The organism is Methylobacterium phyllosphaerae, assembly GCF_001936175.1.
Taxonomy (GTDB): domain Bacteria; phylum Pseudomonadota; class Alphaproteobacteria; order Rhizobiales; family Beijerinckiaceae; genus Methylobacterium; species Methylobacterium fujisawaense.
On the sequence record NZ_CP015367.1, the window covers coordinates 281,938 to 296,858 of the forward strand.

General features: G+C 69.6%; 13 protein-coding genes and 1 tRNA gene. 9 read left to right on the forward strand and 5 right to left on the reverse strand.

Annotation, left to right across the window (positions count from 1 at the left end; genetic code table 11):
• Nucleotides 1-79 precede the first annotated feature (79 nt).
• Nucleotides 80-469 (forward strand): hypothetical protein, encoded by a 390-nt coding sequence (locus MCBMB27_RS01390; RefSeq protein ID WP_043755846.1) that lies wholly within the window; start codon nt 80-82, stop codon nt 467-469.
• Here the strand turns inward: MCBMB27_RS01390 and MCBMB27_RS01395 are convergent.
• On the reverse strand, nt 441-797 hold the full coding sequence (locus MCBMB27_RS01395; RefSeq protein ID WP_075379692.1) for a hypothetical protein: 357 nt from the start codon (nt 795-797) through the stop codon (nt 441-443). The genes MCBMB27_RS01390 and MCBMB27_RS01395 overlap by 29 nt on opposite strands.
• Before the next feature lie 73 nt (nt 798-870).
• Here MCBMB27_RS01395 and MCBMB27_RS01400 point away from each other — a divergent pair, with 73 nt between their 5' ends.
• The gene (locus MCBMB27_RS01400; RefSeq protein ID WP_043349093.1) at nt 871-1,767 is read left to right on the forward strand and encodes a GGDEF domain-containing protein; all 897 of its coding nucleotides are present in this window, start codon (nt 871-873) and stop codon (nt 1,765-1,767) included.
• 212 nt (nt 1,768-1,979) lie between these two features.
• Nucleotides 1,980-2,666, forward strand: coding sequence for a LuxR C-terminal-related transcriptional regulator (locus MCBMB27_RS01405; RefSeq protein WP_043349091.1), 687 nt, complete (start codon nt 1,980-1,982; stop codon nt 2,664-2,666).
• A 35-nt stretch (nt 2,667-2,701) separates the two neighbouring features.
• On the opposite strand, the gene MCBMB27_RS01410 is transcribed toward MCBMB27_RS01405, so the two are convergent.
• Complete coding sequence (locus MCBMB27_RS01410; RefSeq protein ID WP_075379693.1) at nt 2,702-3,955, reverse strand: DNA topoisomerase IB; 1,254 nt, start codon at nt 3,953-3,955, stop codon at nt 2,702-2,704.
• 136 nt (nt 3,956-4,091) lie between these two features.
• On the opposite strand from MCBMB27_RS01410, the gene MCBMB27_RS01415 reads away from it, so the two are divergent.
• From MCBMB27_RS01415 to MCBMB27_RS01430, 4 genes are all read left to right on the forward strand, one after another.
• Entirely contained in the window at nt 4,092-5,255 is a 1,164-nt protein-coding gene (locus MCBMB27_RS01415) for a glycosyltransferase (protein WP_075379694.1), read from the forward strand.
• Nucleotides 5,231-5,917, forward strand: a complete 687-nt coding sequence (locus tag MCBMB27_RS01420; protein ID WP_052083544.1) for a class I SAM-dependent methyltransferase — start codon at nt 5,231-5,233, stop codon at nt 5,915-5,917. Before MCBMB27_RS01415 ends, MCBMB27_RS01420 begins: the two co-directional genes overlap by 25 nt.
• A 163-nt stretch (nt 5,918-6,080) precedes the next feature.
• Nucleotides 6,081-6,668 carry an NAD(P)H-dependent oxidoreductase gene (locus tag MCBMB27_RS01425; protein WP_078947308.1) on the forward strand — a complete coding sequence of 196 codons (588 nt, stop codon included), beginning with the start codon at nt 6,081-6,083 and terminating at the stop codon, nt 6,666-6,668.
• A 67-nt stretch (nt 6,669-6,735) separates the two neighbouring features.
• Nucleotides 6,736-7,350: a cytochrome b gene (locus tag MCBMB27_RS01430; RefSeq protein WP_075379695.1), complete on the forward strand. Its 615-nt coding sequence runs from the start codon at nt 6,736-6,738 to the stop codon at nt 7,348-7,350.
• Between the two features lie 51 nt (nt 7,351-7,401).
• On the opposite strand, the gene MCBMB27_RS01435 is transcribed toward MCBMB27_RS01430, so the two are convergent.
• Both MCBMB27_RS01435 and MCBMB27_RS01440 read right to left on the reverse strand, forming a co-directional pair.
• Nucleotides 7,402-8,289 (reverse strand): AprI/Inh family metalloprotease inhibitor, encoded by an 888-nt coding sequence (locus MCBMB27_RS01435; protein WP_075379696.1) that lies wholly within the window; start codon nt 8,287-8,289, stop codon nt 7,402-7,404.
• A complete protein-coding gene (locus tag MCBMB27_RS01440; RefSeq protein ID WP_043354484.1) occupies nt 8,286-9,257 on the reverse strand; it encodes a 2-hydroxyacid dehydrogenase in 972 nt (323 codons plus the stop codon). The genes MCBMB27_RS01435 and MCBMB27_RS01440 overlap by 4 nt, the downstream gene beginning before the upstream one ends.
• 242 nt (nt 9,258-9,499) lie before the next feature.
• On the opposite strand from MCBMB27_RS01440, the gene leuC reads away from it, so the two are divergent.
• Nucleotides 9,500-10,912, forward strand: a complete 1,413-nt coding sequence (leuC, locus tag MCBMB27_RS01445) for a 3-isopropylmalate dehydratase large subunit (protein WP_043388616.1) — start codon at nt 9,500-9,502, stop codon at nt 10,910-10,912.
• 67 nt (nt 10,913-10,979) lie between these two features.
• Nucleotides 10,980-11,064 (forward strand) — tRNA-Leu (locus MCBMB27_RS01450).
• Between the two features lie 823 nt (nt 11,065-11,887).
• Here MCBMB27_RS01450 and MCBMB27_RS01455 read toward each other — a convergent pair.
• Nucleotides 11,888-14,596, reverse strand: a complete 2,709-nt coding sequence (locus MCBMB27_RS01455) for a bifunctional diguanylate cyclase/phosphodiesterase (RefSeq protein WP_236952861.1) — start codon at nt 14,594-14,596, stop codon at nt 11,888-11,890.
• Nucleotides 14,597-14,921 lie beyond the last annotated feature (325 nt).

Here is a 14,921-nt window from a genome sequence, read left to right on the forward strand (position 1 = left end):
CGGAACGGCGGATGATCCGGTCTGTTGGCCCCGCATCCGGCGCGGACCGAGCGCGCCGCCCCCCATCGGAGCCGGCCTCATGACAAACCGGATGGTCCTGACAGTGATCGCCCTGGCGGCGGCTGCGCCCGCGTCCGCGCAGACCTTCCGAAGCATCGAGCCCTACGCGCCGGTCTCGTACGGTTCGGGCTATGCCGGCGATCCGAGCTTCGCCGGCGAATTCGTGCGCGGAACCTATATCGGCGCTCCGCTGACCCGCGTGCCGCGCCCGAGCCAGATCGTGCCCGCCCCGTGGAGCTACGGCACTTACGGCATCCCGACGGTGACGGGGATTCCGGCCGCTCCGGCGGCCCAGCCGACCCTAACGGTGATCAACGCCGCGCCCAAGGCTCGGCGCCACGAGCGCGCGGTCGGCGCAGACCCGGTGGCCGGGGCACGGGTCATCGCGGTTCAGGTTCCCCGGCGGTGAGCGCCGCAAACCACGGCGCGTAGGGCGTGTTGCGGACGAGGTGCCGGTTCAGGTCTGGCGCGCCGTCCGTCCACCAGACCGGCCCGCGCTCGCCGAGGGCGATCTTGGCCGCGTCGTCCGCGGCCCTGGCGGCCGTCAGCGCTTCCGCGGCCCCCGCTTCGCCGGCCCGCTCAGCCTGCTTGGCGTGTTTGACGTCCCGGCGCGCCGTCATCAGGCGCTTCACCAGCGCCTCCCTGCAGGCCTCTGACAAATCCGGGTTGGCGCAGCGCCACAGGCGTTCCCGAACAACGATATAGCGCCGATCCGGAGTGGTAATCGCCACGCTCATGCTGAAATCAGCTCCGTTGGGGGGGAGTTAAGCCTTCCAGCTTAAACCGCGGATCTCAGTTGCGGGTCACGCCATGCAGATTGTCATCGTCGACTCGAGCCGCGTCGTGCTGCAGATCATCACGTCGCTGATCGAGCCTCGGGGCCACGCGGTGCACGCCTTCACGGATTCCGAGCAGGCGCTGCAATTCCTGGCGGCGACGCCCGCGGTTCGCGTCCTGATCACCAGCCTGGAGGTCCGGCCGCTCTGTGGGCTGGAGCTCTGCTGGTCGGCCCGGCTGCTCGCGGAATCCCGGGGGCCGCTGCACGTCATCACCATGTCGTCGGCGCGGAACGTCCGCAGCCTGGCCGAGGCCCTCGACAGCGGCGCCGACGACTTCATCGAGAAGCCGCCGAGCGCCGAGGAACTGAATGCGCGGCTGCGTGCGGCGGAGCGCCTGACGACCCTGCAAGAGGAATTGATCCGCCTCGCCGAAACGGACCCGTTGACCGGCTCCTACAACCGGCGCGCCTTCTTCAACCGGGCGCGCATCGCCGTGGAGCAGCACCGGACCCCGCCCGCGATCTCGGCGATCCTGCTCGACATCGACCATTTCAAACGCATCAACGACGAGCACGGTCACGATGTCGGCGACGTGGCGATCAAAGCCGTGGCCGAGACGATCTCCGGGGAGGGGATCGCCGGACGCCTCGGCGGGGAAGAATTCGCCGTGATCCTGCCGGGCTGCAGCCTTCTGAGGGCGGTGGCGCATGCCGAATATCTTCGTATCGGCGTCCAGGCCCTGAAGATCCGCGGGACCAAGGGGCCGGTGGGCTTGAGCTGCAGCTTCGGCGTCAGCACGTGGCGCGACGGCGACAGCATCGAGGCCCTGGTCAAGCGGGCGGACATCGCCCTCTACGCCGCCAAGGGAAGCGGCCGGAACCGGGTGGTGCCGGACCGGGGCGAGGGGGCCCGGGCCGTCGCAGGTTGAGACGGCGGGGCAGGCCCAAATCGGCACAGTCTGTCGAGCAGTGTTCGGACGTCGTCCCAGATCGGCGCATCGATCCGCCGAGTATCCGCCAGAGCGGCGCGATTCCGCCAATATAAAGCTTAATATTCATCAACCGTTATTGGAACGGATCTTGGAACTTCGCCTTCGATCCCGGCCGCCTGTATCAAGCTGGGAGAGCGAGGTGCGAGGTCATGAGTACGGCCGTTGGCGTCCTGATCCTGGATGAGCCGGAGGACCTGAGCGCGACGGTGCGCGCCACACTGGAACACATGCCGGAGTTCCACACCGTTGGGGAAGCCGATCTGGACCGCGCTGACGCCGGCAGCATCGTCGCCCTGGTCTTTCTCGACGAGATCCGGCTGGCCGACGGCATTGCCCGCATCGTCGCGCTGAAGGAGCGGCAGCCGAACCTCCGCACGCTGGTCGCCTTCGGCGCCCTCACGGCGGACGACCTGCGCGCCCTGCTGGCCGCGGGCGCAGACGCCTTCGTGGCGCGGTCCAAGTCGCCGCGGGAACTCGGCGCCGCGTTGCTCGCTCTCGCCGAGGGCTCCGATTGCCTTGTTCCCCCGGAGCAACCGGTGGCGCTACCGGCCGAGGCGGGGGACGGCCTCGGGCTCACGCCCCGGGAGGCCGAGGTGCTGCGCTTCCTCAGCTCCGGGTTCAGCAACAAGGAGGTCGCGCGGCGGCTGGCGCTCAGCGTCCGCACCGTGGAGACTCACCGGCTCAACCTGCGGCGCAAGACCCAGACCGGACGGCTGAAGGATCTGGTCTCTCTCGCCCGGCAGCTCGGACTTGCGCCCGTCGTCGAGAGCGGGGAGCAGGTCCGGCGCGGGACCGACAGCCGGTCGTCCGGCAACGACAACCAGTCCCGGCACTGAGCGGGGCTCCGGGCGATCCCGCCGGGACCGCCCCCCTAAGCAGCCGCAGCCTTCCTGCGGACCCGGGAGGCCCGTTTGGCCTTCGGCGCGGTCTCGGCCATGCCGGACGTCTTGGAACCGGTCGTCGGCGCCGCAACCTTATCCCGCGGCTTCTTCGAGCTCCGCATGCGCGTTCCCGCCGGCCTGACCCGCGCCCCGGCCCGGACGCTCTCCCCGGCCGCGGACAGCCGCGCCTGGAGCAGACCCAGCACCGCCGCCTCCTCCGGCCGCAGCCGCGAGAGATCCTCGCTCAGCTCGGACTCGACCGCGCCCTTCACCTGCAGGAGCAGGTCACCCTCTAGATAGCAGTCGAGGATCTGCGGGTGGATGTAGCACTTGCGGCAGATCGTCGGGGTGTTTCCGAGGCGGCCGGCGACGCTCTCGATGGCCGCACGGATGTTGCGCTTGGCCCCCGCCTCGCTGTCGAAGCTCTCGAACTCGCGCAGCGCCAGCGCCGCCAGCACCGTACCGGCCCAGGTCCGGAAATCCTTGGCGGTGAAGTCCTCGCCGGTGATCTCCCGCAGATACGCGTTCACGTCCGAGGAGGTGACGTCGCGCTGCGTGCCGTCCGGATCGAGGTACTGGAACAGCTCCTGTCCAGGCAGGTCCTGGCAGGCCTTCACGATCCGGGCGACGCGCCGGTCCTTGAGCGACACGTCCCAGATCTTGCCGCTCTTGCCCTTGAACCGGAACGACAGGGCCGAACCCGCGATCCGCACATGGGGATCGCGCAGGGTCGTCAGGCCGTAGCTCTTGTTGGTCCGCGCGTAATCGTCGTTGCCGACGCGGATCAGCGTGGTCTCGAGCAGGTGGACCACGGTGGCCAGCACCTTCTCGCGGGGCAGGCCCGGCCGCTTCATGTCGGCATCGACCCGCCGGCGGATGCCCGGCAGGGCGTCCGCGAAGGCCATGATCCGCGAGAACTTGTTGGCCTCTCGCGCCTGCCGGAAATCCGGGTGGTAGCGGTACTGCTTGCGGCCCTTGGCATCGCGGCCGGTCGCCTGGATGTGGCCGTTGCTGCGGGGGCAGATCCAGACATCCGTGTAGGCCGGAGGGATCGCCAGCGCGCGGATGCGGGCGAGCTTCGCCTTGTCGCGCACCGGGGCGCCCTTCGCGTCGAGGTAGCGGAAGCCGGAGCCGCTGCGGCGGCGCGACAGGCCCGGCCGGCCATCATCGACGTAGACGAGGCCGGCCTCCGCCGCCGCCGCACGGAGGTCTCCGCCGTTTTCCGCCGTCTCGACACCCGCCATGCGCCACCCCTCCCATCTACGCCGCCCGGCTGACCGCCCGGCGGGAAGGCCTCGATCAACTGGCATCCCCGGATCGCCGTTCCGGGGCAGCACATCCCTCGCAGGACGATCCGCGCCGACGTGCTAGAGGGATCGGATGCAGTCCAAAGCCACCCCCGGGAACAGGCCCGTTCCGATGCGCCGTCTGGTCTTCGTGGTGACCGAGGACTGGTTCTTCGCCTCGCATTTCCTGCCGATGGCCCGCGCGGCGATCGCCATGGGCCTCGCGGTCGCGGTGGTGACGCGGGTCCGGGCCCATCGCGCCGTCATCGAGGCGACCGGCGCGCAAGTCGTGCCCCTGGAAGCCGAGCGGGCGAGCCTCAACCCGATGGCCGCGGGTTACGCGGCCGGGCAGCTCGCGGCCATCCTCAAGGCCCTCAAGGCCGACATCGTCCACTGCATCGCCCTCCGCGGGATCCTGGTCGGCGGCACCGCCGCCGCCATGGCGGGCATCCCGTCCCGGGTCTACGCGCTGACCGGCCTCGGCCTCGTCGGGGCCCGGGGCGACCGGCTGGGGCGGGCGGCCCGCCTCGCCCTGCGGACACTGATCCGCGGCCCACTGGCCTCGTCCCGAACCCGCTTCCTGTTCGAGAACCCGGACGATGCCCGGGCCCTGGGTCTCGATCCGCTGGAGCAGTCCGTGACCGTGGTGGGCGGCGCCGGCGTCGATCCGGCCGCGTTCGTCCCGCGCCCGCTGCCGCCCATGCCGCCGCTCCGGGTGGCCGTGGTCGCCCGCATGCTCTGGTCGAAGGGGATCGACGTCGCCGTCGAGGCGGTCCGCCTCGCCCGGGCCCAGGGCGCGCCGGTCGAGCTGGCGCTGTATGGTGCGCCGGACCCATCGAACCGGCGGGCGATCGACGAGGGGACCCTGCGTGCGTGGAGCCGCGACGGCATCGTCTGGCACGGGCCGACGACCGACGTGGCGGCGGTCTGGGCCGGCCACCATGTCGCCTGCCTGCCGTCTCGCGGCGGCGAGGGCTTGCCGCGGACGCTGCTGGAAGCGGCCTCCTGCGGCCGGGCCCTGGTCGCGTCCGACGTCCCGGGCTGCCGCAGCCTCGTGCGCGATGGCGTCGAGGGCCTGCTGGTTCCTCCGAACGACGCGCCGGCCCTGGCCGCCGCCCTCGCGCGCCTGAGCGGGGATGCCGGCCTCGTCGCCGGCCTGGGCGCGGCCGCACGAACCCGGATCGAGACCGGGGGCTTCACCGAGGCTGCGGTGACCGACCATGTCCGCGCCATATGGCGCGACCTGCTGGAGGCCTGATCGTGCGCGCACCGGACGATCCCGCCGGATTCATCCGGGCGAACACCCGTCTGCTGCCCGTGCCCCATGCACCCGAGATCCATCTGCACGTCGCCGACGAGGCGACGGACCTCTGGCAGCGGACCGAGGAGGAGTTGCAGGAGATCGGGCTGCCGCCGCCGTTCTGGGCCTTCGCCTGGGCCGGCGGGCAAGCGCTCGCCCGGTACGTCCTCGACCACCCCGACGTCGCGGACGGGGCCCGCGTCCTGGATTTTGCCTCGGGATCCGGCTTGGTGGCGATCGCCGCCGCGCTCGCCGGGGCGGAGCACGTCGTGGCCAGCGACCTCGATCCTTTCGCCAAGGCGGCGATCCGCCTCAACGCCGAGGCCAACGGGGTCGGCGGACGGATCACCCCGGTCTGCGACGACCTCCTCGGCCGCGATCCGCAGGTCGACCTCGTCCTGGCCGCCGACGTCTTCTACGAGCGCGACCTCGCCGGGGCCGTGACCGCCTGGCTCTCCGGTTTGCAGGCGCGGGGCGTCACGGTGCTGATCGGCGATCCGGGCCGCACGTACCTGCCGCGCGACCGCCTCGATTGCCTCGCCACCTATGCGGTTCCGGTCTCGCGTTCGCTGGAGGATGCCGAGATCAAGCGCAGCCATGTCTGGCGGCTGCGCGGATGAGGGGCGGCTCGAGACGGTCGCGTCGGACCGCCGCCCATGCGGCCCCGCCGAGGGTTTATACGGCGCGGGAATGCGCTACCGTCAAAACCACTCGTGTCGCGTGCCGCGCATGCGCCAGAGTTTGCGAAGGCCCGGATCGGGGCATGCTGCGGCGGAAGGTTTCGTGGTGAGTGTCGAGTCGAGTGTGAAGCCCAGCGTTGCCCGCATCGTCGCCTTCTCGGGGAGCGCCAAGCGGCCCTCGCGCACCCGCATCCTGGTCGAGGCGCTCGGCGCCGAACTCGGACGCCTCCGCGGGATCGATCTCGCCGTCTACGACCTGATGGATGCCGGCCCGGGCCTCGGCGCCACGCAGCGGGACGCGCTGTCGGCACCGGCCCTGCGCCTGGTCGAGGCGATCGAAGGAGCGGACGCCCTCATCGTCGGGACGCCGGTCTATCAGGGCGGCTATGCCGGGCTGTTCAAGCACGTGTTCGACTTCGTCGATCCCGCCCGGATGATCGGCATGCCGGTGGCCCTCACCGCCACGGGCGGCGGCCTTCGCCACGCCCTGGTGGTCGAGCACGGGCTCAGGCCGCTGTTCGGCTTCTTTGCCGCGCATGTCGCGCCGACCTCCGTCTATGCCGGATCCGACGACCTGGTGGATGGCCGCATCGTCGACGAGACCGTGGCGGCCCGGATCCGCGCCGCGGCTGCGGAGCTTGCCGCCCTGCTCGACGTGGCACGGACGGCCGCACCCGGCGCATCCGACTGACGCGAGACTCCCCCGGCCTGCCGCGGGCCCTAGATCGAAGGCGGACCACGCTCACCCGCGAGGGATCATGTCAGGTTCTCCGATCACGGCCGGCAAGGCGGCGACAGCGCTGCCCGCAACCTACGTCACGGCCTCCGGCCTACCGCGCTACCATCCGGTGTCGCAGGCGCTGCACTGGCTGAGCGCGGCCCTTGTCCTGGCGGTCCTGCCGCTCGCCTGGGTCGCGATCAGCCTGCCGCCGACGCCGGCCAAGGGCAGCATGTTCGTGCTGCACAAATCGGTCGGCCTCACGATCCTGGCGATCGTGGTCCTGCGGATCGTCTGGCGGATGATCCGGCCGGCGCCGCCGGATCCGCAGGCGCCCCGGCTCCTGACGCTGATCGGCCGCGTCAATCACCATCTTTTGTACGCGATCTTCCTGATCATGCCGATCAGCGGGTACCTGCTCAGCGCGCTGTCCGGTCGCGACACGCCGTATTTCTGGCTGTTCACGGTCCCGGGGCTGCCGAAGGACGATGCGGCCCAGAAGATCTTCGAGGCGATCCACGTCTTCGGCCAGTGGCTTGTCTACGCCCTGGTCCTGCTGCATGTCGCCGGGACGGTGTGGCACCTGATCATCCGGCGGGACGGACTCCTGGAGCGGATGCTGCCGGTACAGGACGGTCGCGGGTCGTCCCGCTGACGCATCGCCGGTCGCTCGCGTGGCCTCTCTGACGGAAACCCCGCGGCGCGCTCAGTCGACGCGGCGCAGGACGAAGGCGGTGCCGACCTCCGGTTCGCGCCGCCAGCGTCCGTCGCCACTCGGCACGAGGTCGATGCTGTGGCCGCGCTTGGCGGTCAGCGTCATCCGCCCGTTCGCGTAGCGCCAGCGGACCGGATCGAACACCTCCAGGCCGCTGTCGTGGCAGCCCGGGACGATGTGCACGCCGCCGCCGGTGCCATCGAGGGTGATCCGGCAGGTGTCGCGCTGCTGGAACCGGTCGAGGGCATAGAGACCCGGTGCGGGGGCCGCCGAAGCAGTCGCCGCCGGCTGCAGTTCGGCCGGAACCGGGGCGGCGGCCTGGAGCGGGGCGGGGTTCGGGCTGGCTGCCACGGCCGGCTCGGACTCGGGCGAGCCTGCGGCGCCGGCCGGACGCATGGCCACGATGTCGAGGGGGACGAGGCTGTAGCGGTTACCGTCCTCGGCCAGCGCGACGAGGCTGCGCTGGTCCGGCCGCCGGGTGAATTCGAGGACGGGGCGGACATTGCGGTCCACGAAGCGGACGTTCCCTTCGACGAACAGCCAGCCGGCGACGCCGTTCAGGACGGGCAGGGCCCGGCGGCATCCGGCCGGGAAGCGCAACTTTTGGCCCGCATCGCCGCTGTCCAGCACCAGGGTCATGACGCAGCGGCGGTTGGTGCCGTCACGGGACAGGTCCCACGTCCCCGGCGCCTGACCGAGCCTTTCGGGCAGGCTGGGCGGCGCGGACGGGACGGGCGGCGCGGCGAGCGTCTCCGCGGCCGGCGGAGCACCCGGTTCGACGGTCGCGGCCGGCACGTCCTGCGCGGCGGCAGGCTGGGCGACCGCGCCCATTGCGATGAGGGCGGATGCGGCCAGTCGGGCGGCCTGTGCCGGTGTCACGCGTTCGGTCTCCAGGGTGTCTCGGCGACGGGCGTCAGCGGGCCCCGTCCCTCGAACCACGAGACGACGTTGTCGACGACGAGCTGGGCCATCGCCGCGCGGGTGTGCTCGGAGGCCGACCCGACATGCGGCAGCAGGACCGTATTGTCGAGGGCGGCGAGGTCCGCCGGGACGTGCGGCTCGTTCTCGAACACGTCGAGGCCGGCGCCCAGGATCGTGCCCGCCGTCAGCGCTGCGGTCAGCGCCGCCTCGTCGACGAGCGTCCCCCGGGCGACGTTGATCAGGATGCCCTCCGGGCCGAGCGCCTCCAAAACGTCGGCGTTCACGAGATTGCGCGTCTCGGGCCCGCCGGGCGCCACCACGATCAGGATATGGACCGCGTGGGCGAGGCCGATCAGGGTGTCGTGATAGGTGTAGGGAACGTCCGCCCGTCGGCTGCGGCCGTGATAGTCGATCGCGACGCCGAAGCTCTCCAAGCGGTGGGCGATCGCCCGCCCGATCCGGCCGAGACCGAGGATGCCGACCCGCCGCCCGCGCAAGGAGGCCGTGAGCGGGAAGGGGGCCTTGGGCCAGTGGCCGGCGCGCAGGTAGCGGTCGGCCTGGGGGATCTTCCGCAGGGTCGCGAGGACGAGGCCGAGGGCGAGGTCGGCGACCTCGTCGGTGAGAACGTCCGGCGTGTTGGTGACGATGATTCCGCGCCGATGCGCCGCCACGGCGTCGACGGCATCGTAGCCCACCCCGAAATTCGCGATGAGTTCCAGGTTCGGCAGCCGGTCCATCAGCGCCCCGTCCACGCTGACGTGACCGCCGACGCAGAGCGCGCGGACCCGCGGGCCGATCTCGGCCAGCAGGGCCTCGGGATCCGCGGCCTCCGACAGCCTGTGGACCCTGTGCCGCCCCTCGAAGGCCGCCTCGACGAGCGGATGCATCTTCCGGAGCAACAGGATCTCGACCGGGGCCTCAGCCATCGTTCACTCCCATGTTCGGCCGTTCGTCCGCGCCGGCCCCCGCCATCGTCCCGGCATAGAGCCTGTGCGGGGTCGCGCGCCAGCGCGCCGGGCCGCCCGCGGTGACAACCGCACGGATCAGCCGGGTGGCCAATCGACCGGGACAGGGCTCGCCTCTTTCGAAAACCGCGCGCGATGCCTACTAAGGACCACGCATCATCGCGAGAGTTCTGAACCGATCCCATCTCCGAAGACGAAGACCGATGACCAGCCCGCGCACCCTCTACGACAAGATCTGGGACGACCACGTCGTCGATGTTCAGCCGGACGGCTCCAGCCTCCTCTACATCGACCGTCACCTCGTTCACGAAGTGACGAGCCCGCAGGCGTTCGAGGGTCTCCGCGTGGCCGGCCGGAAGGTGCGCCACCCGGAAAAGACGCTCGCCGTGGTGGACCACAACGTCCAGACATCGGACCGCACGCAGGGCATCGACGACCCTGAGAGCCGCACGCAGCTCGAGGCGCTCGCCGAGAACGTCCGCGATTTCGGGATCGAGTTCTACGACGCCCTCGACCGGCGCCAGGGCATCGTCCACATCATCGGCCCCGAGCAGGGCTTCACGCTGCCCGGGCAGACGATCGTCTGCGGCGATTCGCACACCTCGACGCACGGGGCCTTCGGGGCGCTGGCCCACGGCATCGGCACCTCGGAGGTCGAGCACGTGCTGGCCACCCAGACGCTGGTGCAGCGCAAGGCCCGGAACATGCGCGTCTCCGTCGACGGGACGCTGCCGCCGGGCGTGACCGCGAAGGACATCATCCTGGCGATCATCGGCGAGATCGGGACGGCTGGCGGCACCGGCCACGTCATCGAGTATGCCGGCGAGGCGATCCGCGCCCTCTCGATGGAAGGCCGGATGACGATCTGCAACATGTCGATCGAGGGCGGTGCCCGCGCCGGCATGGTGGCTCCCGACGCGACGACCTTCGCATACGTGAAGGACAGGCCGAAGGCACCCAAGGGAGCGGCCTTCGACGCGGCGCGGCGGTACTGGGAGAGCCTCGTCACGGACGACGGCGCCCATTTCGACCGCGAGGTGCGCCTCGACGCGGCCGCCCTCCCGCCGCTGGTGAGCTGGGGCACGAGCCCCGAGGACGTGATCTCGATCCAGGGTCGCGTGCCGGACCCGTCCGAGATCGCCGACGAGAACAAGCGGCAGTCGAAGGAGAAGGCGCTCGCCTATATGGGCCTGACGCCGGGCACCAAGATCACCGACATCACCCTGGACCGGATCTTCATCGGATCCTGCACGAACGGCCGCATCGAGGATCTGCGCGAGGTCGCGCGGGTCGTCGGCGACCGCAAGGTGCACGAGGGCGTCTCGGCGATGATCGTGCCGGGCTCTGGCCTCGTGAAGGCGCAGGCGGAGGCGGAAGGGCTCGACAAGATCCTCAAGGCCGCGGGCTTCGACTGGCGCGAGCCGGGTTGCTCCATGTGCCTCGGGATGAACCCGGACAAGCTGCGTCCGGGCGAGCGCTGCGCGTCGACGTCGAACCGCAACTTCGAGGGCCGCCAGGGTCCGCGCGGGCGGACGCACCTCGTGTCCCCGGCCATGGCGGCGGCCGCGGCGGTGGCCGGTCGCTTCGTCGATATCCGGGAATGGCCGCAGGGCTGAAATCCCGATTGACGGCGGCGGCTCGGTTGCCTAAACGGAGCCGTCGCCGGCCGATGGCCGACGGCAAGCCCAGGTGGCGGAATTGGTAGACGCGCTGGTTTCAGGTACCAGTCTCGCGAGAGGTGAAGGTTCGAGTCCTTTCCTGGGCACCAAATGCCTGACAGCAGCCCGCCAACGCATTGGCGGGCTTTGTTGTTTCTGAGGTACGGAATTCCTGGGCCCAGGGGGCGAGAGTTCTGCGCGCCTCGCGGGCCATCCGAGCCCGGTTGGTCGTCCGCGTGTAGGTTGCGCTCTCCCGACTTCCGTCGGCCCAATCGAACAGGGCTTCGAGCTGCGCCTCTGTCGCCCCATCCTCGGCGGCGCGACGCGCTCCGGCCTTCCGCAGCCCATGAGCCGGACCCGGGCATTGGGCCTCGCGGCAGACCTTCCCGACCCACGTGCCGAATGATTCCTTGGTGGACGGCCCTCCGCGCTCGGTGCAGATGAACGACGGATCGCCCGTCGGCCCCGCGGCGTTCGACGCGGCGAGGGCCGGCAGGATCGGCGCGATCACCACCATCCGGGTCTTTCGGTGCGGATGGGGAATTCACCGTTCCGGACGTGCTGACAGCCGAGCCGAACCGCGTCGCCCCGGCGCAGGCCGGTGTAGAGCAGCAGATCGAAGGCGAGGCGCTGCGGGTGCCGACCGGCCAGCAGGCCTCGAACCGCGCCAATTCCTCTCCGGTCCAGGCGTGGAAGCCGCCCGCATCGTTCCGGCCCGAGAGGAGCGACACGCCCAGGGTCGGATCGGACGGCACCAGCCGGCGCGCTACGGGGCCGTCCCCACGGCTGCGATCCGATGTGTCGCCCGGGGGCCGCTCTGACCGGAAGGGACAAATGATGGTCGGACCGCTCACCGGCCGCGCATCGAGTGAACGGAGATCTGAGGGGTGCAGGAGCAATGATGAATCGCGCCCGGAGCAGGGGCAAAGGTCGCTAAGCGACCTCAAGGTCACGATCGAGATCGACGAGCGCGCGGTAGGAGGCGATCGGCTGCGGCTTGCCGCGCAGATAGCCTTGTATCTCTGCACACCCGTGCTGCCGCAGAAACGTGAGCTGCGCCTCTGTCTCGACGCCCTCCGCAATGACCGGAATGTCCAAGCTCTCACCGAGACTGAGGATTGCCCGGACGATCGCGCCGCCTTTGCTCGTCACGCCGATCTGCCACACGAACGACCGATCGATCTTGATCTTGTCGAACGGAAAAGCCTCCAACGTCGCCAGGGATGAGTATCCCGTTCCGAAATCATCCATCGAGAGGCGCACACCGAGCGCCTTCAGGTCGCGCAGTGTCTCCTGCGCGCGTGCCGAACCCTTCAGAAAGAGGCTCTCGGTCACCTCGAGTTCGAGACGGTCGGCCTTCAGTCCGGTCTCCTCGAGCACCGCACCGACGACATCGCACAGGTCGGCTTGCTGGAGCTGCGCGATCGAGAGATTGACGGCGATGCCGAGGGGCAAGGCCCAACGCGCAGCCTCGCGGCAAGCCTCACGGAGCACCCACTCGCCGAGCGGGAGGATCGCCCCGGTCTCCTCTGCCAGCGGTATGAACTGCGCAGGCGAAATCGTCCCACGGGTCGGATGAGTCCATCGCAGGAGCGCTTCGAAGCCGCAGGCGCGATCCGAGGCGACTCTGAACTGGGGCTGGTAGTGCAGCGCGAATTGTCCAGTGCCGATCGCCGCGCGCAGGTCCAGAGCCAACCGGTGCCGCTCGAACGCTGCCTTATCCATCTCCGCCTCGAAAAAGCGGTAGGTTCCCTTGCCTTCCTTCTTGGCGCGCACCAGCGCCATATCGGAAGCGGATAGCAGGGCGTCGTAGGTGGCGCCATCGTGGGGGAAGAGAGCGATCCCGACACTGCAACTGACGGAATACCGCAGCTCGCCGTCGGCGTAGGGCGCAGAGATCGCCTCGATGATCGCCTGGGCCCTCGCGGCAGCGTGCCCGGTGGCGGCGAGATCTGTCGCCAGCACCGCGAATTCGTCGCCGCCGAGGCGCGCGACCGCGCCGCGCGCGCCGATCAATCCCTTCAAGCGCGCGGCGACCTCGATCAGCAGGCGGTCTCCGGCCGGATGGCCGAACAGATCGTTGACCTGCTTGAAGCCGTCGAGGTCGAGACAGAGAAGGGCCACATCCTCGGCCCGATCGGCGCTTGCCGCCAGTTCGAGTTCGACGACCTCCTCGAAATGCAGGCGATTCGGCAATTGGGTCAGGACGTCGTGCCGCGCCAGGAAGCGCAAACGCGCTTCACTCCGACGGCGCTCCGTGATGTCCTCGTGCGTCGCTATCCAGCCTCCGTCCGGAAGGAGCACGCGGAGGACGCTGATGTCCCGATCGTCGGTGAGATGCATGACGCTCGCCGTGTCCGAAGGCACCCGGGGCAATGGCGGCGTCAGCACGGCTTCCCAGGGACCTCCTGAGCCGCGGTGCTGCGCCAGCACGAACCTGCGGAGATCCTCGGCTTTCGTGCCGGGTTGCCGAAGGTGATCGGGGATTGCGTAGAGACTGGCGAAGCGCGCGTTCAGGATGACGAGCCGCTCGTCGGCGTCGAACAGGCAGAGCCCCTGAACCATGTTGTCGAGAGCGACGCCGAACCGCTCGTAATGGGCGCGTAAGTCACGCTCGCTGCGGGCGCGTTCTTCGGCGCTCGCGATCCGCCGCTCGGCGCTCGCCCCCCGAAGAAAGAGCCGAAACAGGGCCGCGATGCACACCAGAAGGAGTGCCGTTGCTGCACCGACCGCGAGCGCCTGCCGGCGGAAGGGGGCCAGGCACGCTTGCGTCGTGCGACTGATGCTCAGAATGAGCGGGTAGCCGGCGAGAGCCTTCGTCGCGATGATGCGTTCTTGATCATCGACGGGGCTCACGTTGCGCATCACGCCGCCCAGAGGACTCGTCTGGGCGATCCGCGCGGCCCCCGTGGTCGGCAGGATCTTGCCGATCACGTTATCCCGATAGGGATGACGGACGAGCAGCATCCCGTCGTTGCGGAAGACCGAGACAACAGCGTCGTCGGTCGGTGCGATCTGCCGGTACAGTCGTTCGAAATAGCCGAGCTCGATCGCGCCGAGCACGAGGCCGAGGAACGTTCCGTCGGGCGCCGTGACCTTCCGGGCGATGTAGATCGTCCAAGCGCCGTCGCCGCGGTTCTGCACCGGTTGGCTGATGAAGCGTTGCAGCTTCGGGTCCGCAGCGAGTGCCTTGAAGTAATCCCGATCTGCGATGTTGACGTTCGGGATCGGCCAGAAGCGGCTGAAGTTCAGGAGCTGGCCGGCGTGATCGATGATCGTGACCGCGTTGACCTGTGGCAATGCCGCGACGCGCGCTTTGAGTGCCTCATGTAAGTCGCGCCGGCTCGCCGCCGCCGCGTACTCCGCGGGAGTCGAGACCTTTGCGCCGGCCATATCCTCGATGATGGCTTCTTGAACGATCTCGAGGGCCTGGAGCGAGCGATCGGCCTGATCAGCGAGGATCGTGGAGAGTCCGATGAGGTTGCGTTCGGTATCCTGCAGCGCCTGACCGTACATGTCGGCGATGAAGACGATCGCGCCTGACACAATCGCAAAGGCCAGAACGACCAGTAGCGTAACGGGAGCAGCGTACGATCGAACAGGTGATGCGAACATCAATGGAACCTTGGCACTGATGCTCAACTTTATTTAGCCCGGAAGCAAAAGGCAGAAACGTCGATCGAGGCGGTTAGTCCATGGCACGCGCGGCTCGCAGCCCTCGGCGGTCGTTCAGGGTCCTGCCGTCGCGCGTGTCGAGCTTGGCGGACCTAGCCGGGTCGGGACATGGAGCATGGTGATCGTTCAGGGCAGGTGACCGGCGAAGCCTCTCCGCTGACGCCTGGCGCACCTCTGGACAAGCCGATCGCACACAACCGACTAAGACATCGTTGCCAGGACGAGACGCCCGTTTTCGGGACCTGCCGATAACGGCTCGGACGGCTGGCCCGGGCGTTCGCTCGGCGAGCAG